The sequence below is a fragment of the Bradyrhizobium sp. 930_D9_N1_4 genome, assembly GCF_052076015.1.
Lineage (GTDB): Bacteria > Pseudomonadota > Alphaproteobacteria > Rhizobiales > Xanthobacteraceae > Bradyrhizobium.
Genome location: NZ_CP197236.1, coordinates 1,644,406 through 1,668,992, shown reverse-complemented (window position 1 = coordinate 1,668,992; position 24,587 = coordinate 1,644,406). Strand labels below are relative to the sequence as shown.

The following is a 24,587-nucleotide window of genomic DNA, read 5'->3' as shown; positions in this document are numbered from 1 at the left end:
TGTCCTTTCGGTGCGCGCGGATCAGCGCGCATCCTCCAATATCATGTCGGAGGCCTTTTCGGCGATCATGATGATCGGCGCGTTGGTGTTGCCCGAGACGAGGTCCGGCATGATCGAGCCGTCGACGACACGAAGGCCTTCGAGCCCCCTCACCTTCAGCCGCTGGTCCACCACCGAAAGCGCGTCATTGCCCATACGACAGGTCGAGGTCGGATGGTAGATGGTGCTGCCCCGCTCGCGGCAATAATCCAGCAGCTCGGCGTCCGTGGATACCTTCGCGCCGGGATCGTATTCGCTGACCACGAACGGCTTCAGCGCCGGCGCATTCAGGATCTTGCGCAGGATCTTCAGACCCTCGACGTTGGTGGTGCGGTCGGTCTCGGTCGACATGTAGTTGATGCGGATCTCCGGCGGCACGGTCGGATCCGCGCTTCTGATACGCAGGCTGCCGCGGCTCTCGGGCCGGAGCTGGCACACCGACGCCGTGAAACCGGAAAAATCATGCAGCTTCTCGCCCATCTTGTCGGTCGAGAACGGCAGGAAGTGAACCTGGATGTCGGGCGATGCGAGGCGTGGATTGGTCTTGAAGAACGCACCCGCCGTGCCGGCCGCGATCGTCAGCCAGCCCTGGCGGAACAACGCATAGCGCGCGCCGGCCAGTGTGCGGCGGAGCGGATTGTTGACGGTGTCGTTCAGCGTGATCTTCTGCGAGCAGCGCATGACGATGCGGACCTGCATGTGATCCTGGAGATCGTGGCCGACGCCCTGCGCGTCGAGCACCACATCGATGCCGTGCTTGCGCAGGAGATCGGCAGGCCCGACACCGGAGAGCTGCAGCAGTTGCGGGGAGTTGTAGGCGCCGCTCGACAGCACGATCTCCCTGCGCGCCCGCGCGCGGCGCACATTTGCGCCTTGACGATACTCGACGCCGACGGCGCGGCGGCCCTCGAACAGCACGCGCTGGCCGAGCGCCTCGGTCTCGACTTTGAGATTGACGCGCGTCCTCGCGGGGCCGAGATAGGCCACCGATGTGGAGGCGCGACGGCCGTTGCGCGTGGTGGTCTGGAACAGGCCGACGCCTTCCTGCGTGGCGCCGTTGAAATCGGGATTGTAGGGCAGCCCGGTCTCGACCGCGGCGTCCATGAAGGCCTTCGACAGCGGATCGGTTACCACCATGTTGGACACGGGCAACGGACCGCCGGTGCCGTGATATTGGTCGGCGCCGCGCGTCTGGTTCTCGGCCTTCTTGAAATAGGGCAGCACGTCGTCATAGCCCCAGCCGGCATTGCCGTGCTGGCGCCAGCGGTCGTAATCCTCGTGCTGGCCGCGGACATAGAGCAGGCCGTTGATCGAGCTCGATCCGCCCAGCGTTTTTCCACGCGGCTGAAAAACCTGCCGCCCCTTCAGCTCGGGCTCCGGCTCGGTCTGGTACATCCAGTTGACGGTCTTCTCCTTGAACAGCTTGCCGTAGCCGAGCGGCACGTGGATCCAGATGTTGGAATCCTTAGGGCCTGCCTCTAACAGCAACACGCTGTGCTTGCCGTTGGCCGACAACCGGTTGGCGAGCACGCAGCCGGCCGAGCCGGCCCCGACGATGATGTAATCGAATTCAGGATCGGACGGCGTGAGGGAGGAATTTGCGTTCATGCGCTACTGTTCTTCTTGTTGGTGTGGGCGTTTCCGTTTCGTGACTAGCATGATCATGCCGCGAGGCGCAGCGCTTCGACCAGCGACTTGAACGCACGGGCATATTCCGCACCCGCCCTTGCGATATCCGCGCGTCCGGCGCAGGCGACCGCGGCCTCCGTCACCGCGCCGAGCAGCAGCCGCGCCAGCGGCTCGACCGGTTGCTGCGCGATCAGGCCGGATTCCATCGCAGCGGAAAGCGCACGCGGCATCTTGCCGCCAAAGTGCCGCGCGTCGATCTCGCGCCAGCGCTCCCAGCCGAGCACGGCCGGGCCGTCGCGCAAAATGATCTGGCCGGTCGGGCCCTTGGCAGTCGCTGCAAAATAATGCTGGGTGCCGGCGACCATGGCGGCCAGCACGTCCTTCTCGGCACGCGCAGTGCTGTCGATCTCGGCGACGAGATCGCGTGAGACCAGGTCGAACACGGCTTCGAACACGGCCTCCTTGGTCTTGAAGTGATGATAGACCGCGCCCTTGGCGACGCTCGCGGCCTCGGCGATCTCATCCATGGTGGTGGCGGCAAAGCCTTGCGTCCCGAACAAGCGGCGCGCCGCCGTCAGGATCGCCTCGGTCGTTGCTGCGCGCCGCTCCGCCTGTTTCGCCATGGGTCCATCAAGAACAGAATGGATCTTAACTTGAACCGATTGGGCCGCGGGCTCGCTGCACCTCGCCCGCTTGCGGGAGAGGTCGGCACGAAGTGCCGGGTGAGGGTTTTCTCCTCTTGGGGTTCATCATTGCGGAGATACCCCCACCCCAACCCTCCCCCGCAAGCGGGAGAGGGGGCCGACCTCCTTCGCGGACGCGACTCGATCTGAACTCCTGATGCTGTAATCGATTCAGCCTCACGCGGCCAGTTGACTTCTCGACTACCGGTCGGTATTTACCGACTATTAGTCGGTTTTAATCGTGAGGTGGCCCATGCCGAGCCGTGACATCGTCGAAGCGTTTGCGCTGCGGCTGGAGGCCGGAGACTTCGTCGGGGCGATCCTCGACTACTACACCCCTGATGCCGCGACCTACGAGAACCTCGCCGCGCCGGTGGTCGGGCGCGACAAGCTCGCGGACAAGGAGCGCGGCGTGTTGGCCGCGTTCAACGAGGTCACTGCCGTGCGCCTCGGCCCGAGCCTGATCGATGGCGACATTGTCGCCAGCCGCTGGAAATTCTCCTTCACCAACGCCGAGGGCGTGACGCGGACGCTGGAGGAGATCGCGTGGCAGACCTGGCGAGGCAACGAGATCATCGAGGAGCGCTTCTTCTACGATCCGAAGCAACTCGGACGCTGAGCAGGATTGCCTCTACCGGTACAGCATGACCAAGGCCATGCCGACGAGCGGCGCAAGAAACTGAACGGCCTGCCACCGAGAGCCGTCGATCGACCAGCGTCCATAGGCGATTGTGCCGACGTGTTGGGATGACGACCCGGATTGATCCCGGAACGCCTTCCAGCGCGCCTCGGCAGGCACGAGAAAATTCTCGGGCTTGATCATCATGTCGGCGCTGTTGAGCACCACCTGCATCATGTCGCCTTTCGGCTGGAACATCGCTTCGGACCCGGGTGGCGCAAGGAAGCTGCGCTTCGGTGCGACGTGCTGCTCGTAGAAATCCTGACCGACCGTGACGGCCGCGGCATACGGACTGACAAACGGCACCCCCGAGATGCCGGGCATCTCCAGGTGTCCCACTCCCCGCACCTCTGACCAGGGAATGAAGAGACCCCTAAGCCAGGGCCTGTGAAACCGGATGCCCGCGGAAGACATGGAGACGACTGCCCGATCCGCATGAAAGTGCCGATAAGACGAAAACGCGATCCATCCCAATCCCAGATAGAGCAACATCCAGCCGAAAACATTCAGCGATGGGTTCACGAGATGGCTCCAATAGAGACCATGCATGGTGCCGACGTAGCTGGAGCGGCCGCTCGACCCGCCGACCATCAGGCTGATCGCACCGATGACGCCGGAGACGATGATCAGGACGAGGGCGCCGATCAATAATTCCAGCAGCAATGGCAGGCCGGACCGTCCGATCAGGGTCGTCAGCGCATAGCCCGCGAACGCCAGCCCCAGGAGAGCCAGATAGACGGCGGCCAGAGCCGCTCCATTCTGGCCGCGGCCCTCTGCGTGAAGCGCGATCGCAACGCCCACGAAGCAAGCCCACATGGCCCAGGGAACCCGGTCCATCCGCCATTTGTCCATGGTGTATTCGACCGTTGCCGAAACATCGGCTGAAGGCTCGCTCATGAACAGGCCCTCGGGATTTCGAATGCATCCAGTGCCGGAGCGCGGCACGGTGGCCTCGGTCCACGAAACGTATCACGCGATCAAGGGGGCGTTCGATCCGATTGGGGTGCGGCAAAAAGCCGATCGAAGGGCAGTTCTTCCAGGACCTGAAGCTGCCGGGGCAGCGACCGTGGCGCGGATGTCGCGCCATCAAAGTCGACGCAGACCGTCCAAAAGAAATGCAAGTCCTAGCGTGGGTTCTTGTCCCGCTTTCGCTGAACGTGGATCGGTGCGCTTGTCTGTGGACTCCCTGCCTGGACGTAGGGCGTGCCTGCCATGGCCGCTTCGATGGCGCGGCTTCCCCGCTCGATCAGGGCAAGAAAGACGGATTTCGCCTTCATGGGATCGCGGCTGTCCCGATAGGTGCGGTGTGCCCGGATGAAGGCCACGGTCCATGTTGCCAGCAGCAGGTTGGCCGCCAACTGAGCATCGGGATCGGTTGCTTCCTGTCCTGCGCTTTCGGCGAGCGCCACCGTCACGACTTGCGCGAACTCGTCACGGATCGCTCTGGCCCGAGCGATGAGCGTGGCGCTTTTCTCGACCGTTTCCACAAAGCTCAGAGTCTCGGATGAGAACTGCACGTAGTGAGGCTCTTCCGAAGCGGCCCGGTGCGCGAACAGACGCAGCGCCTCGACAGGGCCAACACCTGCATCGCGATGCCGTAGCGCATTGCGAAGCGCTTCGCGCCCCTCCTCGTCCCGATCGAAGAACATGTCTTCCTTGCGCGGAAAATGATTGAAGACCGTCATGCGGCCGACATCGGCGGCCTCCGCGATCTCATCCACCGTCACGTTGTCAAAGCCGCGCTCGATGAAGAGGCGGGTCGCAGCGTCGGAAATGCCCTGTCGTGTGACAAGGCGCTTACGGATCCGTCGATCGGGCGGCATTGACAAATCTCCAAAAGCGCAGATTTATATACTCAGTATATATTTATGGTTAGTCCATAAATATTGTGCGTACATAATTGGATGAAATACATGGAAAATCAACATGATGGCCTTCGCCCACGAGAAAGCGTGCTCGTTTCCGGGGCAAGTTTCGCCGGACTGACCACGGCCTATTGGATGAACCAACTTGGCTACGCCGTAACGGTCGTCGAAGTCTCGAAGGGCCTCAAGACAGGCGGGACGCCGGTGAACGTCGGCGATGAGGTTGCGGACATCCTGAACCGCATGGGCCTGATCGAACAGGTGGAGGCAGCCCGACTGAGGATGGAAGTGCCCGAGCGCAAGAGCGTCGACGACGTCACAGCGGGAATGCTGGAGATGCCGACGGGGAGCATCCAGTCCCAAATCGATTGGGAGATCGAGCGCGACACGCTTCTGGATGTCATATGGGGCGCCGTGAAGGACGACGTCGAGTTCGTTTTCGGAAACAGTATCCAGGAACTGGCCGAAACGGAAAATGATGTCAGAGTTACATTCGAAGACGGCTCACAGCGATCATTCGCACTGATATTCGGCTGCGACGGTATCCATTCGCGCGTCCGGAAATTGCGGTTCGGAGACGAAGCCCTGTACGCGCATTTCCTCGGCCAGTATTTTTCGATCACGATCGTGGACGAACTTCTGATCCGGGAAAACACCACGCAGGTGTTCAACGAACACGGCAGGTTCGTGATGCTGAATGCTTACAACAACAAGACGGATATCGTCCTCTGCTTCGCCTCCGAGAACGAGATCTCCTACGACTATCGAGACGAAGCGCAGCAGCGAAGGATCATTTCAGAACGATTCGCCGGACAAGGCTGGAAAATCCCGGAGCTGTTGGAGAAAGTCGCGAATTCGACGTCGTTCTACTTCGACAAGATTTGCCAGATAAAAATGCCGTCATGGACGAAGGGCAGAGTGGCCCTCGTCGGCGATGCCGCCTATTGCGCCTCTCCGGCTGCGGGCATGGGCGGATCGCTGGCGATCATCGGCGCGACGGCATTGGCCAAGGCATTTCAGAACAACAACGGGGATTTCCAACTGGCATTCCGGGACTACGACGAGAGCTTCCACCCCTACATCGAACGGGTACAGGCTGACGCCGTGCGCAATTTGCATGTTCTGAATCCGGGGCCCAAAGACGTGCGAGCGCCTTCCTGAGAACTTCGGACAGCCGCCACACGACCGGTGTCATCGCCCGGCTTGACCGGGCGGTCCAGTACTCCGAGAAGCTGCGGTTGAACCGACAGGCCGCGGCGTACCGGATGCCCCGGTCAAGCCGGGGTATGACAGCGGAGTTCGTGGCGAGCATTCTCGCCGCCGTCACCCTCGCGCCGTTACAGCCGTAACGCGCGACGCCGCATTTGTATCGATTTGTTATCGATACTCCGTGACCAACACGTAGAAGTGGTCGCACCGGTCGTGGCAAACGGGGATAATTCATAGTTCGTCAAAGGTTTGCGGCGAATTCTCCGGATCGAGCCGGACAAACGGCTCATGCTGCTAGGCTCTGGAATGCGGACTCAACTGACCAGCTATGTCGCACGGCTGTTTGCCGGCGATCTGTCGGCCTTTGGCGGTCCCGCAACCGACGAAGCCGTCGCCGGCCATATCCGCGCCGACCAGATGTCGCTGGTGCTCGGCTATTCCGTCGGCATCATGCTGGCCAATGCCTGCAACGCCGCCGTGCTCGCCATCGCGCTGTGGCACTCGCCGGACTGGAAATTTGCGCTGGCCTGGGCGGTGATCGTGGCCGGTGCCGCGATCGCGTTCGGCCTGCAATCCCACGCCTCGCGCCGCGTCACCAAACCGCAATTCGTCTCGCGCCGCGCGATGCACCGGCTGGTGCGCAATGCCTTCGTCCTTGGTGTGGCCTGGGGCATCGTCCCCGTCGCGTTCTTCGCCAATGCCGCGACCGGCGGCCAGCTCGTCATCACCTGCCTCTGCTCGGGCATGCTGGCCGGGGGCGCCCTGGCCTTCGCCACCATCCCGATCGCAGCGATTGCCTTCACCGCCCCGATCTTCGTCGGCATCGCCATCTGCCTCGGCCGCGACGGCGATCCCGCTTATGTGCTGATGTCGATCCTGGTGGTGGTGTACGGCAGCGTGCTGCTGCGCGCGGTGTTCGTCAATTCCTTTACGTTCGCGCGGCGCGTGGTCCGGCAGATCGAGGCGGAGCGCACGGTCCGGCAGGATCCGCTGACGCTGTTGCCCAACCGCTTCGCCTTCAACGAGACGCTCGAAGCCGCACTGAAGCGGCTGACACTCTCAGGCGAGGAATTCGCCGTGCTGCTGCTCGACCTCGACCGCTTCAAGGAGGTCAACGACAAGTTCGGCCACCCGGCCGGCGACGAGTTCCTGGTCCAGGTCGCAAGCCGCCTGCAACGCTGCACCCGCGCCGCCGAGCATGTCGCCCGCATCGGCGGCGACGAGTTTGCGCTGGTGATGGCCAATCTGGCGCGCCCCGAGGATGCGCTCGATATCGCCGAGCGCTTCGTCGCGGCCTTCAACGAGCCGTTCCAGATCGAGGGCCGCCAGATCGCCGGCGCGACCAGTGTCGGCATCGTGCTGGCGCCGCGCGACGGCACCACGCAACTCGACATCATGAAGAACGCCGATGCCGCGCTCTACCGCGCCAAGAAGGCAGGTCCCGGCACGGTCTGCTTCTTCGAGGAAGCCGACGATCGCTCGTCGCGCGACCGCAAGGCGCTGCAAGCCGATCTCAAAGGCGCGATCGCGCGGAACGAACTCTTCCTCGTATTCCAGCCGTTCCTCGACCTCGGCGAGAACCGCATCACCGGCTTCGAGGCGCTGCTGCGCTGGCAACATCCCACGCGCGGGCTGGTGCCGCCAAGCGAGTTCATCCCGATCGCCGAGGAGACCGGGCTGATCCACGAGATCGGCGAATGGGTGATCGGCCGCGCCTGCGCGACGCTTTCGGAGTGGCCCGAGGACATCAGGGTCGCGGTCAATTTTTCGGCGGCGCAGTTTCACAACACCGGCATTCTGCAGACCATCGTGCAGGCGCTGGCCGATACCAAGGTTGCTCCGCACCGGCTCGAGATCGAGATCACGGAATCGATGCTGCTGTCGAAATACGGCTCCGCGGCGTCGATCCTGAACGCGCTGCTGGAGCTCGGCATCACGGTGGCGCTCGACGATTTCGGCACCGGCTTCTCCTCGCTCACATATCTGCGCAAACTGCCCTTCAGCCGCATCAAGATCGACCAGTCCTTCATCCGCGACATGCTGGTGCAGCCGGACTGCGCCGCAATCGTGAAGTCGGTCATCTCGCTGGCGCGCGACCTCGGCATCGGCGTGGTGGCCGAAGGTGTCGAGACCGCCGACCAGCTCGAATATCTCAGGCAGTTCAGCTGCGACGAAGTGCAGGGCTATCTGATCAGCCGGCCTGTCTCGGCCGATGCGGTGCTGGCGCTGCTGGAGACGAAGAAGCTGCGGGCGACGTTTGCTGCGTAGGTTTTCATATGCGGCCATCCTTCGAGACGCCCGCCTTCGGCGGGCTCCTCAGGATGAGGACTTGTGTTGCGGCCCGAATGCTGGACCCTCATGGTGAGGAGCGCCGCTCGCGGCGCGTCTCGAACCATGCAGGCCGAGCTACCGCCTCAAATCGCATCCGCCCGCAGCAGCGTATCCACGGTGATGGTGCCCCTCGCGCGCGAGACGCAGGCGCAGATCTTTTCGTTGCTTTGCTTCTGGTGGTCGCTGAAGAAGACGTCGCGATGGTCGATCTCGCCGTCGACGGCGACCACGTCGATGGCGCACAGGCCGCATTCGCCGCGCTTGCAATCGTACATGACGTCGTGGCCGCTGGCATTGAGCACATCGAGCATCGAGCGCTCGCGCGGGATTTCGAGCTCGACATCGAAGCCCTTCAGGCGCACGCGAAACGTCTCGGTCGGCAGCGTGCCGCTGGAGCCGAAGGTCTCGTAGCGGAGATCGGGCAGCGGATGGCCGGCGCCGATCCAGGCGTGGCGCGCGGCATCGAGCATCCGCATCGGCCCGCAGAACAGCGCCAGCGCGCCTTGCGGCAGCGAGGCGAACAGCGCGTCGAGATCGAGCCGCCGGCCTTCGTCACTGGCATGGACGACCAGGCGATCACCGAGCATCGCGGCGAGGTCATCGAGATAGGCGGCCTCATTCCGCGAGCGCATGGCATAGTGCAGCGCGACGTCGGCGCCACGCCGGGCCAGCGCCTGCGCCGCGCCAAGGATCGGCGTGATGCCGATGCCGCCGGCGATCAGGCAATAGGTCTGGCGAGCCCAGTCGACCGCGAGCAGCGAGGCGGGCTGCGTGATGTCGAGCCGTGCACCCGGCTGCAACGACCACATATAGCGCGAGCCGCCGCGGGAATCTTCGGCGCGGCGCACGGCAATCTTGAGACCACCCGACGAGGCTTCGCCGACCAGCGAATAGGACCGCGTCTCGGGCTGCCCATCGATGGTCACGCTGACATTGACGTGGCTGCCGACCGGATAGGCCGCGCCGTCGAATTGATCGGGCCGGATCAGGAATTCGCGAATGCCCGGCGCAAGGTCGCGCGTCGACACCAGTGTTGCCGGAATCCAGGTTTCGATGAAGCGCATGGCACTCCCCTTAGTCGGTTGCGGCCTTGATCAGCGCGAGCGCCGGCAGGAGGTCGAGATGGGTCCGGTTGCGCAGCGCAAGCCGCAGATTACGCACGGCAAGCCGCGCATGCTCGCGCATGATCGCTTCGGCACGTGCGCCTTCGCGGTTCTCGATGGCGTCAATCACGACGCGGTGGTGCTCCTGCCCGATGATCAGGATCTGCTGCGCCTCCGGCAATGCCGATTGCGCCATCACGAACCCGCTTGGAGACGCGAACGGCAGCGCCGACGCCCGGTCGATCTGCCGGATCAGCGGCGGGCTGCGCGACAATTCCGTGAGCAGCGCGTGGAAGCGCGCGTTCAGCGCGACATAGGCCGAGAACGCCTCGATCGTGATCGGCACCTGGCGCAGGAGATCGTCGATCGCGAGATGGCATTCCTTCAACGGTTCGAGCTCGCGCGCGGAGACGCCGCGCTCGGCAGCGAAGCGCACGGCGAGGCCTTCCAGCGTGCCGCGCAGCTCGATCGAATCGGAGATGTCGCGCTCGGAGAACGCTTTCACCATGAAGCCGCCGGAGGGGATCGCCTCCAGCAGGCCCTCCTCTTCCAGCCGCACCAGCGCCATCCGCACCGGCGTGCGCGAGGCGCCGGTCGTCTCCACCGCCTGGAGCTCGGAGATGCGCTCGCCCGGCCGCAAGGCGCCCGACAAGATCTGGTCGCGCAACGCAAGCTGCGCCTTTACGGTCTGCGAGACGGAGCGGTCGACCTCACGCTCGGCCATGATTTACTCCGCGGCCTGGAGGCGCGGCGACGGATTTTCCTTCGCCACCATCCTGTCGATCAGCTTGCGCGTCCACATCGCGCCGGCGTCGATGTTGAGGTTGTAGAAGATGCGATCGGGGTTCTCGTCCATCGCGCGCTGCTGCGCCTCCAAGATCAGCTCGTCCTCGTGGAAGATGCCGGAGACGCCTTCGCGGATCTCGGTGGTGATGCGCTGCTCGCCGAGCTGGTAGTTGCGGACGAAGGCCCAGAAATAATGGCAGGTCTTCTCGGTCTCGGGCGTGATGGTGTTGAGCACGAAGCCGTTGACGCCCTGCGAGCGGTCGCCTTCCGGCGCGCCGGTGCCCGTCGGCGCCACGCCGACGTCGATCGCGATGGTGCACGGCGCTTCGAAGCGGATGATCTGCCAGCGGTCGACGAGGCCTGATTTGCCGAGTTGCTTCGCCCAGAACGGCGGCGCCTCGATGCCGCGCATCCAGCGCGTCACGGTCACCGTCTTCTCGCCATGGGTGACGTCGAATGGCGCTTCCGCGACCGCCTCATTCCCGATCGAGGAGCCGTGCACGAAGGTCTCGTGGGTGAGGTCCATGAGATTGTCGAGCACGAGGCGGTAGTCGCAATTGACATGGATGGTCTTGCCGTCGCCGGCCCAGGCCGGATCATGATTCCAGTGCAAGTCGGGCACGAGCGCAGGGTCCGCCAAGGCAGGATCGCCCATCCAGAGCCAGATGTAGCGGTGGCGTTCGACCACGGGATAGGACCGGACGCAGGCGGACGGGTTGATGGTCTCCTGCGAGGGCATGAAGGTGCAGCGGCCCTGCGCATTGTATTTGAGGCCGTGATAGCCGCAGACGACGGTGTCGCCCTCGAGCCGGCCCTTGGACAGCGGCACCAGACGATGCCAGCAGGCATCCTCCAGCGCGGCCACCGAGCCGTCGGCCTTCCGGTACATCACGACATGCTTGCCGCAGATCGTCCGCGGCAGCAGCGCCGGCTTGACGTCAGCGTCCCAGGCGGCGGCGTACCAGGCGTTCATGGGGAAGGGTTTTGTCACCGGACGATCTCCCAAGGCTTATGTATGCGTTATGTATACAATATAGAAGGGATGGAATCGTTCAAGGTCAATTTGACCTTACTAAAATACCTTTATTGGCACTTTATGTATACCGACCGAAATTTGTGGTCATTCCCCGCGAAAGCGGGGAATCCAGTACGCCGCGGCGGACATTGATTGACAACTTCGGCCGCGGCGTACTGGATCGCCCGCTTTCGCGGACGATGACACCGGAGGATACGGCCACTCCTCCCTTGGAGAACCAGCCTGACGGTATTGCCGGCGTGCTACGCCTCGAACACCTTCTTCAGCCCGGCCTGCGCCTCTTGCTGAATCCGCTTCAGGTGCTCGGTGCTGCGGAAGCTTTCCGCGTAGATCTTGTAGACGTCCTCCGTCCCCGACGGCCGTGCCGCGAACCAGCCAAAATCGGTTTCGACCTTGATGCCGCCGAAGGACTGGCCGTTGCCCGGCGCCTTGCTCAGCGTCGCGCGGACGGGATCGCCGGCGAGATCCTTCAGGCCGAGCTGCTCGGGCGTGACGGATTTCAAAATGGTCTTCTGCGGTGTCGTGGCCGCGACATCGATGCGCGCATAATGGGGCACGCCGAGCTCGGCGGTGAGATCGTTGAAGAGCTGGCTCGGATCGCGGCCGGTCTTCGCCATGATCTCGGCGGCGAGCAGGCCGAGAATGACGCCGTCCTTGTCGGTGGTCCAGGTCGTGCCGTCGCGACGCAGGAAAGAGGCGCCCGCACTCTCCTCGCCACCGAAGCCGAAGCCGCCGCTGACGAGACCGTCGACGAACCATTTGAAGCCGACCGGCGTCTCCACCAGCTTGCGGCCGAGCTTCTTGGCGACGCGATCGATGATCGAGCTCGACACCACGGTCTTGCCGATCGCGGCGTCCCTGCCCCAGTTCGGGCGGTGCGCGAACAGATAGGAGATCGCGGTCGCCAGATAATGGTTCGGATTCATCAGGCCGCCGGTGCGGGTGACGATGCCGTGGCGATCGGCGTCGGTGTCGTTGGCAAAGGCGACGTCGAAGCGGTCGCGCATCGCGATCAAGCTCGCCATCGCATAAGGCGAGGAGCAGTCCATGCGGATCTTGCCGTCCCAGTCGACCGTCATGAAGCGGAAGGTCGGGTCGATCGCCTCGTTGACCACCGTCGCCTTCAGGCCGTAGCGCTCGATGATCGGATGCCAGTAATGCACGGCGGCGCCGCCGAGCGGATCGATGCCGATATTGATGCCGGCGGATTTGACGAGGTCGAGATCGACGACATTGCCGAGATCGGCAACGTAGGGCGTGATGAAGTCGTATGCATGCACGTTCGCGGATTTGCGCGCTTTCGCGTAGTCGATGCGCTTTACGCCCTTCATGCCGTCGGCGAGATAGGCGTTGGCGCGCTTCTCGACCACGCCTGTCACGTCGGTATCGGCCGGGCCACCATGCGGCGGATTGTATTTGTAGCCGCCGTCTTCGGGCGGATTGTGCGAGGGCGTGACGACGACGCCATCGGCGAGGCCCGACGTCCGGCCCTTGTTGTAGGTGAGGATCGCGTGCGAGATCACAGGCGTCGGCGTGTAGCCGCCGTCCTTGTCGATCATGATGTCGACGCTGTTGGCGGCAAACACCTCGACGGCGCTGACCAGCGCCGGCTCGGCCAGCGCGTGGGTGTCGATGCCGATGAAGAGCGGGCCGGTCAGACCCTTTTCCTGTCGGTAATCGCAAATCGCCTGCGTGGTCGCGAGGATGTGGCCTTCGTTGAACGTATTCTTGAACGAGGTGCCGCGGTGACCGGAAGTGCCGAACGCCACGCGCTGCGCGGGGTCGGAGACGTCGGGCTTGCCGGCGAAATAGGCCGTCACCAGCCGCGGAACGTTGGTGAGCGCGTCAGGCGAGGCAAGCTTGCCCGCCGCGGGATGAACATCAGCCACTGAAATATCCTCGTCCTGTCGTAGAGATTGCGGAGCAGCATAGCATCGCCCGCGCCCCCGCCAAACCACAACCCGCGCGGCGGGCTGGCCGTTCCTGAGATCATGCTATGGTCTTTCGGATCGGGGCTTTTTCGAGTCGGGGCATGACGCTGTTTCACAGGCTCTTGGTTGTTCTGATGGCCTGGCTTGCGACAGCCGGCATCGCGCCCGATGCGATGGCCGCGGAGTTCTACACCGAAGACCTGCGCATCCCGATGGCGGAGGCCGGGCCGCAGGGGCTCGAGGCGTTCCTGGTCCGCCCGGCCGGAACGAAGCGCTACCCGCTCGCGCTGCTCAGCCACGGCTCACCGCGCAGCTTCGACGACCGCGCGACGATGTCGGCGCACAAATATTACGGCATCGCGCTGGAATATGCCCGGCGCGGCTTTGCGGCGCTGATCGTGATGCGGCGCGGCTACGGCACCTCGCCCGGCGGGCGCGTCGATAGCGTCGGCGGCTGTGCCAACGCCGCCTATTTGCCAGCGGCAGCCGTTGCGGTCGCGGATTTGCGCGCGGCGATCGACGCCATGGGGCGCAGGAGCGACGTGACGACATCGGGGATGATTGCGGCCGGCCATTCCGCCGGCGGGCTCGCCACCGTCGCGCTGACGGCGCAGGCACCGAGCGGTCTCGTCGCCGCGATCAGCTTTGCCGGCGGCCGCGGCTCGCGCGACGACGACGACGTCTGCAACGAGGACGGGCTGGTGCAGGCTTTTGCCACGTTCGGAAAGACCTCGCGCGTGCCGATGCTGTGGGTCTATGCCAGCAACGATTCCTTCTTCGGCCCCGATCTCGCGCACCGGCTCCACAACGGATTTCGCGGCAATGGCGGTCAGGCGAAATTCATCGCGGCGCCGCCATACGGCGACGACGGCCATTATCTCTATTCGGTGGTGGGCCGGCCGCAATGGACGCCGTATCTCGACGCCTTCCTGCGCGAGCGCGGGCTCGGCCACGACATCCTGAGCCCGCCCGATCCGCTGCCGCCACCAGGCCAGCTCAACGAGGCCGCGCGCGCCGAATTCTCGCGCTATCTCGCCAGCACCATGCCGCACAAGGCGTTTGCGGTGTCGCCGAACGGCGGTTACGGCTGGCGGTCGGGCCGCGCGACGACCGACGACGCCCAACGCGATTCGCTTGCCGCCTGCATGAAATGGTCGCCAACCTGCACGATCTATGCGGTCGACGACCGGCTCGCCGGGGCGACGCGGCAAACCTCAACGGACCAGAGCTCCCGCGCGCGCTAGGCGCGGCTAACGGCGAGCCGAGCCTCTCCGGCGCCGATCCAATTCCCTCAATCGCAACGCGACCGCGCGTTCGCTTCGCCCGAGAAGAATCGAGATTCGCTTCGCAGGCTCGTTTTTCTCATCGAGGGCGAGCAGGCGCTCGTCCTCCTCCTCGCTCCATAGACGCGATCTGTTACCTTGCACCGGTTTCCTCCACATGAGGCGATACGATGCTCCGGCCGATGGATGATCCTTGGATGAGCCTATCGCCCGGAACCAATTGGCTGTTCAGGCGAGCCCGGCCCCGACCCGGGCGAACCGACCGGAAGGCCACTCGCAGTGTGGCCCGCGCCCGAGTTCTGTTGAGCCTGGCCGGTCGTCGTGCCCGCGGAATTGGGCGCTGCCTGATTGTTCTGATTGTTCGTCGTGCTGGTCGCATTCCGACCGGAGGCGCCGCCGCTGGGATTGAAATAATTCTGGGTCTGATTGGGGGTCGCCGAGGGCGGCGTTGCGTTCGTGCCGTTGGTGCCCGTCGCCGTGTGTCCGGTCGCGCTCGTTCCGGTCGAGCCTGCCGCTGTTCCCGCCGCCGAGCCCGCGCTGCCCGCGGAAGTGCCGGCGCTCGAGGCAGCTCCGCCACCTGCGGCACCGGCACCACCGGCGCCGCCACCTCCTCCTCCCCCACCGCCCGCGCCTTGCGCATGGACGCCAGCGGATGTCGTCAACGATGTCAGCAGCACGATGGCAAATTTCGACGGACGCATGCCAGTTCTCCCTGTTGATTGCAGGGATAACGACGCAGTTGGTTGGCCGTTCCGGGATTCAGGCCGGAGCTCACGTTTTGAGCTGCAACATGGAGCAAGCGGAACGCCTTGGTTTATTAACACTAGAAGTGTACTGCCTGCCCTTATGCCAAGGCGCCGGCCACCTTTACATTTCCTCGCGACGTGTGGACGTGTTGCGGCCATCGCGCTTTCACTGGTCGCGACCAGCGGCCGCGCCAGCGACGACGTGTCACACGATGTCGGCACGACTTCGGCAATTGGCAGCAACATCCGGGAATTCGGTGCCGGCGAGACCCCGACTTCACGCACGGCGATCCGGGCCTTGATCGAGAAGGAAACGAAGGGCACCAATCTGCCCGCCGACATCGCCGAAGCCGTCGTCTTCGTTGAAAGCGGATACAACCCGGCCGTCGTCGGCAGCGTCGGCGAAGTGGGCGTCATGCAGGTCCGGCCCGAAACCGCAAAAATGCTGGGCTTCAAGGGCAGCGATGCGGAGCTTGCCGTATCCGAGACCAACATCCACTACGGCGTGCTCTACCTCCACCGTGCCTGGAGTTTGGCGGCTGGCGATCTCTGCCGTGCATTGATGAAGTATCGGGCAGGTCATGGCGAGGAGATCATGACGGCGCGGTCGCAGGTCTACTGCAACAGGGCCCGGAATCGACTGCTCGCCATGGGAGCACCGCCGACAGCGGCCCAAGCCACGGCAACGCCATCCTCGGAGCCGGGATCTGCGCCCGCGGCTCCGGCCGCCCGGCCAAGACAGCCGCGTGTCGCCAAAATGCCGGCGCAGCCCAAGGCCGTCTATACGCGCTATCGTCAGGGAACGACGGCTGCGAGCCGCGCCTATTGGGCCGCTCATGAGTCCAAAATCGGCCTCATCAAAGCGCGCATCGAAGCACGATGGAAACGGCTCGCATCGCGCTAGCGCCGATGCATCCGGTATGCGCGACTAGAGCCGCTCGCTGAGCGCGAGCTTGTAGCCGACGCCGGTGACGGTCACGATCACCGGCGTGCCGCTGCCGACGAGCTTGCGGCGCAGCCGCGCTACCAGCGCATCGACGGTGCGGATGTCGACCTCGGCCTGGCGGTTGCTGACAACCTCGATCAGATAGTCGCGGCTGAGCGGCCGCCCGTCGGCGCCGACCAGTGCCGCGAGCAGATCGAATTCGGCGCGCGTCAATGCCACCGGCTTGCCGTCGCTGCCGAGCAGCTCGCGCCGCGTCAGGTCGATGATCCAGTCGCCGAACGCGATCGAATTGTGGTTGCGCGCCGCCTTGCGGTCGATCGAGCGCCGCCGCAACACACTGCGTGCGCGCGCGAGCAGGTCGCGCAGATTGATCGGCTTGGTGACGTAGTGATCGCCGGCGATCTCGAGGCCGAGGATGCGATCGACGTCGGTGTCGCGGCGGGTCACAAAGATGATGCCGGCATTGCTGGTCGCCTGGATCTCTTTGGCGAGCTCGAAGCCGTCGCCATCCGGCAACTGCACGTCGAGGAAGACGAGATCCGTGCGCGAGCGCAGCGCCTGGCGGCATTCCGCGCAGGAGCCGGCTCCGACCACGTCGAAATTGTTCTCGCTGAAATAGCCGACCAGCATCGTCCGCGTCACGGGATCGTCTTCGACGACGATCAGCCGTTCGCGACCAGCAGGCCGTAATTCCTGACGTGCGGAATCAGCCACGTTGTTGGATGTCCTGTGTGCTTGCGACCCGGCTTGAAAATTCAAGTCGTCGCGCACCGCGCTGTCCTGTGAACGAACATTCACGACTTATTCGAGCCCCCGAATTGCCTGCCGGAATACTAGGCGCCTTGTGCCGCCTAAACAATATTGGTCATGATCTCGACGCATTAAGTATGAATTGGCCCACAATTCTCATCGTGCGCATCATCATGCCTTCAAGCCGCCTCACCATCTCCGATCCCGCACATTCGGCACCGGACTCAACCGCTGGTTAACGTAAAGAGAGGCTTCGGCTTCGGAAAAGCCGGCCGCGCCTCTATGGTCCCGCTTGCGGATGCGTAACCACGGAGCAGGCGTGATGCAGGGGCAGGCCCGGTTGGCTGCCGGACGAACCGAACAGGGCACGGCGCCATTCGCCCGTTCGCACACGCTCGATTTCCTGCGCGGCCTCGCCATCGTCGGCGTGATGGCGATCCACGTTTCACAATCATTCCCGTCGAACATTCACGTCGTCGACTTCGCCTTCATGTGCGGCTGGACCGGCGTCAACGTGTTCTACTTCGTCAGCGCCATGACGATGTGCCTGATGTGGACGCAGCGTACCGAAGCCAATTCGACGCGCAAATTCTACATCCGCCGCTTCCTGCGTATCGCGCCACTGTTCTGGCTGGCGATCCCGCTCTATCTCGTCGTCAACGGCACGGGCCCGAGCGCCAACGCACCTGATGGCATCGGGCCGCTCCAGGTAATCCTGACCGCGACGTTCCTGCACGGCTTCTGGCCCGACAGCGTCAACAGCGTCGTGCCGGGCGACTGGTCGATCGCCGCCGAGATGATTTTCTATCTCGTCTTCCCGCTCGTCATCACCGCGTTCGGATCGCGCCGGCATCTGTATCTTGCGCTCGCGATCGTGCTGCATCTCGTCAATGTCTGCCTGTTCAAGCCCTTCGCCTTCGCGCTGTTCTCGGCCTATTACGGACCAGGGCATGAAGCGTTCGTGTGGAACGCGCTGCACATCAGCTTCCTGAACCAGCTCCCCGTCTTCCTCGTCGGATGCGCGCTGTTCTTCTCCTTGCGCGACGGCTTTGCGAAGTCGGACGCGGCGATCTTCGCCATCTTCATCGCGCTGTCCTTCATCGCCGACCGCGCAACCGGCTCGCACGAATTCAACTATCTCATGATCAACCTCGTGCTCGGCGCGCTGGTGGCCGGCTGCATCAAGCTCGCGACCCGCTTCCGGCCGGTCGAGGCGCTCGGCCGCAATTCTTATTCGATGTATCTGTCGCACTTCGCGGTGATCGCCGGACTGCGCCAGGTCTGGCCGCTGGCGGACGGACTGGTCTCGCTGCTGATCGCCTATGTCGTCACCGCCGCGCTCAGCTATCTCGTCGCGCGCGCGACCTGGCATCTGGTCGAGCGGCACGCGCAGGACCTTGCGCACCGGCTGACGTCTTCGACAGTCAGGGCTGCGCCGCGCGCAGACGCCGTGGCCGCAGCGGGTGTCGTCCTCAATAGCCGCAGTGCCGGGGCTTGAGCGTCAGGACGATCCGACCTCGATCCGGAAGGACAGCTGCTCCTCCGCGCCGGGCGCGATGTGCATCAGGCCCGGCTTGTCGCTGAAGTCACCGTCAAAGCCGGCAGGGCTGGCATAGCCGTGCCAGGGCTCGATGCAGAGGAACGGCGCGCCCGAGGGTTTCGACCAGACGCCGAGTTCGCGAAAACCGCGCCACGACATTTCGAGCCACGGCCCGGCCCCCCGCCCGGCGTAGCGAACCGCATGGCTCGCGACCCGGTCGAAGATGATGGCATCATCGGCGAACAGGGATTCAGACAAGGGCAGCATCGTGCCCTCGACGGGACCTGGTTCTGTCGCCGCACGCAACAGGCCGCCGTCGAGACGGCGCACGGGTGATGCCTCTGCGTTCGCAAAGGTCAGCGCGTAACTCTCCTTGGGCGCGCCAGCCCGAAGCGGCCAATTGAAAGCGGGATGCCCCCCGAGCGAGGTCGGCAATGTCTCCTGACCGGTATTCGCGACGGTGAGCGTGAGATCGAGACCGGCATCATCGAGCGTATAGGCCGCTGTCAGCCGGAACGCGAACGGATAGAGCGCGCGCGTTGCCTCGCTGTCTTCGAGCACCAGCGTGCAGCGGCTCGCCTCACGCGCGTCCCACGCAAAGCGGCTGTCGCGGGCAAAGCCGTGCTGGGTCATCCGGTATGTCTTGCCCCGATGCCGCAATTCGTCGTTTGCGAGACGCCCGACGATCGGAAACAGCAGCGGCGCGTGACGCGGCCAGGCCGTCCCGGCCTGCCAGACGAATTCGGTGCCGCTGCCATCCTTTAGGGAGCACAGCTCGGCACCATGCGCCTTGATGGCCGCGCTGAGCCCGCCGCTGCGGATCGTGTGCGTGTCGTCGGTCATGGCAATCTCCATCGCGGCAGCCGCAACCGGAGCATACCGCATCAGAAACGATTTCGCCCGCCTCACGGGTGAGACGGGCGATGATCAGCTCCGCATGATTTGTCAGGCCTGCGACGACCGCCCGACGCTCTCATAGACGAAGCCGGCGGCGGCCATCTCTTCGGGGCGGTAGATGTTGCGGAGGTCGACGACGACGGGCTGCGCCATGGTCGCCTTCAGCCGGTCGAGATCGAGCGCGCGGAACTGCACCCATTCGGTGACGATGACGATCGCGTCGGCGCCTTGTGCGCAGGAATAGGCGTCTTCGCAGTAGGTGATGTTCGGCAGCTCGCTCTTCGCCTGCTCCATGCCGACGGGATCGAAGGCCTTGACCTTCGCGCCCATGTCGATGAGGCCTGTGACCAGCGGGATCGACGGCGCGTCGCGCATGTCGTCGGTGTCGGGCTTGAAGGTCAGGCCTAGCACGGCAATGGTCTTGCCGCGCAAGGAGCCGCCGAGCGCCTGGCTGACTTTCCGCGCCATCGCACGCTTGCGGTTCTCGTTGACCGCGAGCACGGATTCGACGATGCGCAAGGAGACGTCGTAGTCCTGCGCGATCTTGATCAGCGCCTTGGTGTCCTTCGGGAAGCACGAGCCGCCGAAGCCGGGGCCGGCATGCAAAAACTTCGTGCCGATGCGGTTGTCGAGGCCAATGCCGCGCGCGACTTCCTGGACGTTGGCGCCGACCTTTTCGGAGAGGTCCGCGATCTCGTTGATGAAGGTGATCTTGGTCGCGAGGAATGCGTTCGCGGCGTATTTGATCATCTCGGCGGTGCGGCGTTCCGTGAACATCAGCGGCGCCTGGTTCAGCGACAGCGGGCGGTAGATGTCGCCCATCACCTTGCGGCCGCGCTCGTCGGACGTGCCGACCACGACGCGGTCGGGAAACTTGAAGTCGCGGATCGCCGCGCCTTCGCGCAGGAATTCGGGATTGGAGGCGACGACGACGTCGGCCTTGGGATTGGTCTCGCGGATGATGCGCTCGACCTCGTCGCCGGTACCGACCGGGACGGTCGACTTCGTCACCACGACCGTGAAGCCGGACAGCGACTGCGCGATCTCCTTCGCGGCGGCGTAGACATAGGACAGATCGGCGTGACCGTCGCCGCGCCGCGAGGGCGTCCCGACCGCGATGAACACGGCATCGGCATCCGCAACCGGCTTCGAGAGGTCGGTGGTGAACTCCAGCCGCTTGGCTTTCACATTGGCTGCCACCAGCTCGTCGAGGCCCGGTTCGTAGATCGGGATTTCGCCACGATGGAGCGCTGCGATCTTCTTCTCGTCCTTGTCGACGCAGACGACGTCGTGACCGAAATCCGCAAAGCAGGCTCCGGACACAAGTCCCACATAGCCCGTTCCGATCATCGCGATTCGCATGAAAAACTCTTTCCGTTGAAGACGGATGTTCCACTGAACATCCTAGACCATTTCACTATCCGACCGCGCGCCCAACATTAGGGCAGGTTGCTGCGCGAACCGAATAAATCTTAGCCGCCGCGCGTGACAGGCGTTGCTCACAACTCCCGAAATACGCGACATGCATTGTTGCATTCTACATATGCGACGACAGATACGCCGCGTATGCGCGCCTTACCCCATCCTCAAGCGTGGTGGTTGCGCGCCAGCCAAGCTTGGCAATACGTCCGACATCGAGCAGCTTGCGCGGTGTTCCGTCCGGCCGCGAGGTGTCGAAGCTGATCTCGCCGCCGTAACCGACGATCTCGGCGACGACGCGCGCGAACTCGGCGATAGTGATGTCCTCGCCGGTGCCGATGTTGACCAGATCGGCACCAGAATAGATCTTCATCAGGTGCACACAGGCATCCGCCATGTCGTCGACATAGAGGAACTCGCGCCGCGGGGTGCCGGTGCCCCACACGACGACGCTTCCGGCGCCGGACATTTTCGCCTCATGAAAGCGCCGGATCAGCGCGGCGACGACGTGGCTGAGTTCAGGATGATAATTGTCACCGGGGCCGTAGAGATTGGTCGGCATCACGCTGATGAAGTCGCTTCCGTACTGGCTGCGATAGGCCTCGGCCATCTTGATGCCGGCGATTTTTGCGATGGCGTAAGGCTCGTTGGTCGGCTCGAGCGGGCCGGTCAGCACCGAGTCTTCGCGCAGCGGCTGCGCGGCCTGCTTCGGATAGATGCAGGACGAGCCCAGAAACATCAGCTTCTCGACGCCGTTCTGATGCGCGGCCTGGATCACGTTGGCGGCAATCGCGATGTTGTCGTAGATGAACTCGGCGCGCAGCGTGTTGTTGGCGACGATGCCGCCGACTTTTGCGGCGGCCATAAATACAACCTGCGGCCGCGCCTTCGCGAACCAGTCGAACACGGCGGCCTGGTTGCAGAGATCGACCTCGCGCCGGTCGACCGTGACCAGATTGACGTCTTCCCGCGCGAGCCGGCGCACGAGCGCACTGCCGACCATGCCGCGGTGGCCGGCGACGTAAACGCTTTTGCCCTTCAGTTCAAACAACGCGGTTGCCACGGCCAGCATCCCGCTTTGCCTCGGCCAGATCGCTCACCATCATCTCCTCGACGAGCTCTGCAAAACTCCGCTTCGGCTTCCAGCCGAGCACCTCGCGCGCCTTGCTCGCGTCGCCGACGAGGAGATCGACCTCAGTCGGACGGAAATAGGAGGGATCGACCTTCACCACCGTCTTGCCGCTCTTGGCGTCGACGCCGGTCTCGTCGACACCCGCGCCACGCCATTCGACGCGACGGCCGACATGGGCAAAGGACAATTCGACCATCTCGCGCACCGAGCGCGTCTCGCCGGTCGCCAGCACGAAATCATCGGGCTTGTCGGCCTGCAGGATCAGATGCATGCCCTCGACGTAGTCCTTCGCATGTCCCCAGTCGCGCTGGGCCGAGAGATTGCCGAGATAGAGCGTGTCTTCCAAACCGACCTCGATGCGCGATACGCCGCGCGTGATCTTGCGGGTGACGAACGTCTCACCGCGGATCGGGCTCTCATGGTTGAACAGGATGCCGTTGCTCGCGAACATGCCATAGGCTTCGCGGTAATTCACCGTGATCCAGTAGCCGTAGAGCTTTGCGACGCCATAGGGCGAGCGCGGATAAAACGGCGTGGTCTCCTTCTGCGGAATCTCCTGCACCAGACCGTAGAGCTCGGAGGTCGAGGCCTGGTAGAACTTGGTCTCCTTCTCCATGCCGAGGATGCGGATCGCCTCCAGCAGGCGCAGCACGCCGATCGCGTCGGCGTTCGCCGTATATTCCGGGCTCTCGAAGCTGACGGCGACGTGGCTCTGGGCGGCGAGATTGTAGATCTCTGTGGGGCGGATCTGCTGCACCAGGCGGATCAGATTGGTCGAGTCCGTCATGTCGCCGTAATGCATCAGGAACGGCACATCGCCGACATGCGGATCCTGATAGAGATGATCGACGCGCGCGGTGTTGAACGAGGACGAACGGCGCTTGATGCCGTGCACGACATAGCCGAGCGACAGCAGATGTTCGGCGAGATAGGCGCCGTCCTGCCCGGTCACGCCGGTGATGAGAGCGATCCGCTCAGCCATGATCAGGGCTTAGATCCAGTCTAGAAAAAGGCAGCGGCCCGCGCGAGAAGCGCTAGCAAACGAGCCTTTTCTTGGACATATCGACCAGCCAGGTCAACCCCGAACATCGGTCGAACAAATGGCTGGCGGAGCCCCTCGAGCGGGCACGAAATCGGCTCGCCACAGGCCAGATCATCGCGATAGACGCTACTAGGGATTGCTGGCTAAGCCCACCACAATCGGGCGATCCGCGCTCGAGATGGTCACCTGGATACTGGAAGTTCCTTCGTCGTGGCGGTTCTTGCCGACGACCACCAGGGTAAAGGTGTCCGTCCCGGCAAAATCAGGTTTGGCGAAATAGCGAAAGCCGGGGCCGACAAGAACAAGCTCGCCTGACTTCGGTTTTTCAGACACTGAGACGTTGTAGAGCTGCATCGTCGACCAACGCAGACCCTGGATGCAGTTCGCGCCGGGAGCGATCGTCATCGACCATTCCATCGTGTCGTTGGCAAGCTGGTAAGGCTTGATGTCGCGCATGCAGTTTGGCGTCGCATGCGCTTCGAACGCCGATGCCAACATCAACAACCCCGCGACAGACGCGCAGCCGGTCATACGCAACATGCTGATCTCCCTCCGTATCGGCGCTGACGATGCCGGAGGGGACTGAAAAAATGGTAAGAGGTGGCGGAACCTTCGAGGCGATGCTTAAGATCGAACTAAACGACGGCAGTGGGGCCGTGCAGGATGCCCTCTCAACCGAGGCAAGATTCGTCCCACGATTGCGTACCGCTTCGCGAGTGTCAGGAACATCGGCTTGCAGCGCCGGATTTCAGCAAGATTCCTGCCCGCCCGCCTTGACGCTCCGGATCGGGTATCCATTTCGAGTCCATGAGATACGCCTTGCCCCTGCTGTATGCCTGTGCCTCTCTCGTGTGCGCTAGCGCGCAGGCGACGGCTCAGGGCACTCAACAGCCCCCCTATAGCGGGGCTCCTTCCGGCTATGTGGTCGCGCCGGGACCGACCGTGTCGACCAGACCCCAGAGCACGCCGAACCGGCCCACAAACTACTTTTCGCCGGCAGATCCATCCTTTGTCGGCCCGAACGCCTCGGGCTGTTGCGCGCCGGTGAGACGGTCCGGCCGACGCTAGCTTCGGGCCGATCTCTCGTTCAAATCCGCCGTCTCCGTCTTGCAGGCGCGCGCCTCTTTTGAGACAAGAGGCACATCGTTAACGTGGAGTATAGCGTGCTGGGCCTCGTCGTCATTCTGGCAATTGCTGCCTTGTCTTTCGCGGCCGGTTACGCAACGAGGGAATTCATCTCGCGCCGACGTCGAGAACGATCCCTCAGATTCCGGGCCTATTTGCCGCCGGCGGAGTTCAGGCAGCCGCCGGCGTTCCTCATCCGAAATCGTGATCTGGCGTCAAAATCCACGCATTGATTTGTCCGAGGGACCGATGCGCTTGCCGAGCCCGACGGCAGGCTCGCTGATGGGAAAGATGGACCTGATGCTCAGAGTATCCGGGATCGCCGCTCTCCTGATGATTGCGTGCCCGATCGAGGTCTGGGCCAGCCCCAGCGCCGAAACCGCCAGGAAATGCATGCACTATTCCTATATCGCCTT

21 protein-coding genes are annotated in these 24,587 nt (G+C 63.8%); 6 read left to right on the top strand and 15 right to left on the bottom strand.

What is annotated here, in order from left to right:
- Positions 1-21: 21 nt before the first annotated feature.
- Positions 22-1,647: a GMC family oxidoreductase gene (locus AB7532_RS07705; RefSeq protein WP_441234205.1), complete on the bottom strand. Its 1,626-nt coding sequence runs from the start codon at positions 1,645-1,647 to the stop codon at positions 22-24.
- A gap of 53 nt (positions 1,648-1,700) precedes the next feature.
- Complete coding sequence (locus AB7532_RS07700) at positions 1,701-2,291, bottom strand: TetR/AcrR family transcriptional regulator (protein WP_441234204.1); 591 nt, start codon at positions 2,289-2,291, stop codon at positions 1,701-1,703.
- Between the two features lie 313 nt (positions 2,292-2,604).
- On the opposite strand from AB7532_RS07700, the gene AB7532_RS07695 reads away from it, so the two are divergent.
- Positions 2,605-2,970 (top strand): nuclear transport factor 2 family protein, encoded by a 366-nt coding sequence (locus tag AB7532_RS07695; RefSeq protein WP_441234203.1) that lies wholly within the window; start codon positions 2,605-2,607, stop codon positions 2,968-2,970.
- A 12-nt stretch (positions 2,971-2,982) separates the two neighbouring features.
- Here AB7532_RS07695 and AB7532_RS07690 read toward each other — a convergent pair whose 3' ends face one another.
- Positions 2,983-3,927, bottom strand: a complete 945-nt coding sequence (locus tag AB7532_RS07690; protein WP_441234202.1) for a hypothetical protein — start codon at positions 3,925-3,927, stop codon at positions 2,983-2,985.
- Positions 3,928-4,154: 227 nt separating this feature from the next.
- Positions 4,155-4,853, bottom strand: a complete 699-nt coding sequence (locus tag AB7532_RS07685; RefSeq protein WP_441234201.1) for a TetR/AcrR family transcriptional regulator — start codon at positions 4,851-4,853, stop codon at positions 4,155-4,157.
- 90 nt (positions 4,854-4,943) lie between these two features.
- On the opposite strand from AB7532_RS07685, the gene AB7532_RS07680 reads away from it, so the two are divergent.
- Positions 4,944-6,056, top strand: coding sequence for an FAD-dependent monooxygenase (locus AB7532_RS07680; protein WP_441234200.1), 1,113 nt, complete (start codon positions 4,944-4,946; stop codon positions 6,054-6,056).
- A gap of 354 nt (positions 6,057-6,410) precedes the next feature.
- Positions 6,411-8,372 (top strand): putative bifunctional diguanylate cyclase/phosphodiesterase, encoded by a 1,962-nt coding sequence (locus AB7532_RS07675; protein ID WP_441234199.1) that lies wholly within the window; start codon positions 6,411-6,413, stop codon positions 8,370-8,372.
- A 146-nt stretch (positions 8,373-8,518) separates the two neighbouring features.
- Here the strand turns inward: AB7532_RS07675 and AB7532_RS07670 are convergent, their stop codons facing one another.
- From AB7532_RS07670 to pgm, 4 genes are all read right to left on the bottom strand, one after another.
- Entirely contained in the window at positions 8,519-9,499 is a 981-nt protein-coding gene (locus AB7532_RS07670) for a PDR/VanB family oxidoreductase (RefSeq protein WP_441234198.1), read from the bottom strand.
- Positions 9,500-9,509: 10 nt separating this feature from the next.
- Positions 9,510-10,262, bottom strand: coding sequence for a GntR family transcriptional regulator (locus AB7532_RS07665; protein ID WP_441234197.1), 753 nt, complete (start codon positions 10,260-10,262; stop codon positions 9,510-9,512).
- Positions 10,263-10,265: 3 nt separating this feature from the next.
- Positions 10,266-11,315 (bottom strand): aromatic ring-hydroxylating dioxygenase subunit alpha, encoded by a 1,050-nt coding sequence (locus tag AB7532_RS07660; protein ID WP_441234196.1) that lies wholly within the window; start codon positions 11,313-11,315, stop codon positions 10,266-10,268.
- 287 nt (positions 11,316-11,602) lie between these two features.
- The gene (gene pgm / locus AB7532_RS07655) at positions 11,603-13,249 is read right to left on the bottom strand and encodes a phosphoglucomutase (alpha-D-glucose-1,6-bisphosphate-dependent) (RefSeq protein WP_441234195.1); all 1,647 of its coding nucleotides are present in this window, start codon (positions 13,247-13,249) and stop codon (positions 11,603-11,605) included.
- A 143-nt stretch (positions 13,250-13,392) separates the two neighbouring features.
- Between pgm and AB7532_RS07650 the strand changes: the two genes are divergently transcribed.
- A complete protein-coding gene (locus AB7532_RS07650; RefSeq protein ID WP_441234194.1) occupies positions 13,393-14,535 on the top strand; it encodes an alpha/beta hydrolase family protein in 1,143 nt (380 codons plus the stop codon).
- Positions 14,536-15,252: 717 nt separating this feature from the next.
- Positions 15,253-16,224: a transglycosylase SLT domain-containing protein gene (locus AB7532_RS07645; protein ID WP_441234193.1), complete on the top strand. Its 972-nt coding sequence runs from the start codon at positions 15,253-15,255 to the stop codon at positions 16,222-16,224.
- Positions 16,225-16,248: 24 nt separating this feature from the next.
- Here AB7532_RS07645 and AB7532_RS07640 read toward each other — a convergent pair whose 3' ends face one another.
- A complete protein-coding gene (locus tag AB7532_RS07640; RefSeq protein ID WP_441234192.1) occupies positions 16,249-17,064 on the bottom strand; it encodes a response regulator in 816 nt (271 codons plus the stop codon).
- A gap of 274 nt (positions 17,065-17,338) precedes the next feature.
- On the opposite strand from AB7532_RS07640, the gene AB7532_RS07635 reads away from it, so the two are divergent.
- On the top strand, positions 17,339-18,514 hold the full coding sequence (locus AB7532_RS07635) for an acyltransferase family protein (protein ID WP_441234191.1): 1,176 nt from the start codon (positions 17,339-17,341) through the stop codon (positions 18,512-18,514).
- Positions 18,515-18,517: 3 nt separating this feature from the next.
- On the opposite strand, the gene AB7532_RS07630 is transcribed toward AB7532_RS07635, so the two are convergent.
- The 6 genes from AB7532_RS07630 to AB7532_RS07605 all read right to left on the bottom strand — a co-directional run bounded on the left by AB7532_RS07630 (position 18,518) and on the right by AB7532_RS07605 (position 24,566).
- Positions 18,518-19,399 (bottom strand): aldose 1-epimerase family protein, encoded by an 882-nt coding sequence (locus AB7532_RS07630; RefSeq protein WP_441234190.1) that lies wholly within the window; start codon positions 19,397-19,399, stop codon positions 18,518-18,520.
- Between the two features lie 102 nt (positions 19,400-19,501).
- Entirely contained in the window at positions 19,502-20,815 is a 1,314-nt protein-coding gene (locus AB7532_RS07625) for a UDP-glucose dehydrogenase family protein (RefSeq protein ID WP_441234189.1), read from the bottom strand.
- 175 nt (positions 20,816-20,990) lie between these two features.
- Entirely contained in the window at positions 20,991-21,944 is a 954-nt protein-coding gene (gene fcl / locus AB7532_RS07620) for a GDP-L-fucose synthase (RefSeq protein WP_441234188.1), read from the bottom strand.
- On the bottom strand, positions 21,916-22,986 hold the full coding sequence (gmd, locus tag AB7532_RS07615; RefSeq protein ID WP_441234187.1) for a GDP-mannose 4,6-dehydratase: 1,071 nt from the start codon (positions 22,984-22,986) through the stop codon (positions 21,916-21,918). The genes fcl and gmd overlap by 29 nt, the downstream gene beginning before the upstream one ends.
- Before the next feature lie 189 nt (positions 22,987-23,175).
- Positions 23,176-23,586, bottom strand: coding sequence for a hypothetical protein (locus AB7532_RS07610; protein WP_441234186.1), 411 nt, complete (start codon positions 23,584-23,586; stop codon positions 23,176-23,178).
- Between the two features lie 800 nt (positions 23,587-24,386).
- The gene (locus AB7532_RS07605; protein WP_441234185.1) at positions 24,387-24,566 is read right to left on the bottom strand and encodes a hypothetical protein; all 180 of its coding nucleotides are present in this window, start codon (positions 24,564-24,566) and stop codon (positions 24,387-24,389) included.
- Positions 24,567-24,587: the final 21 nt, after the last annotated feature.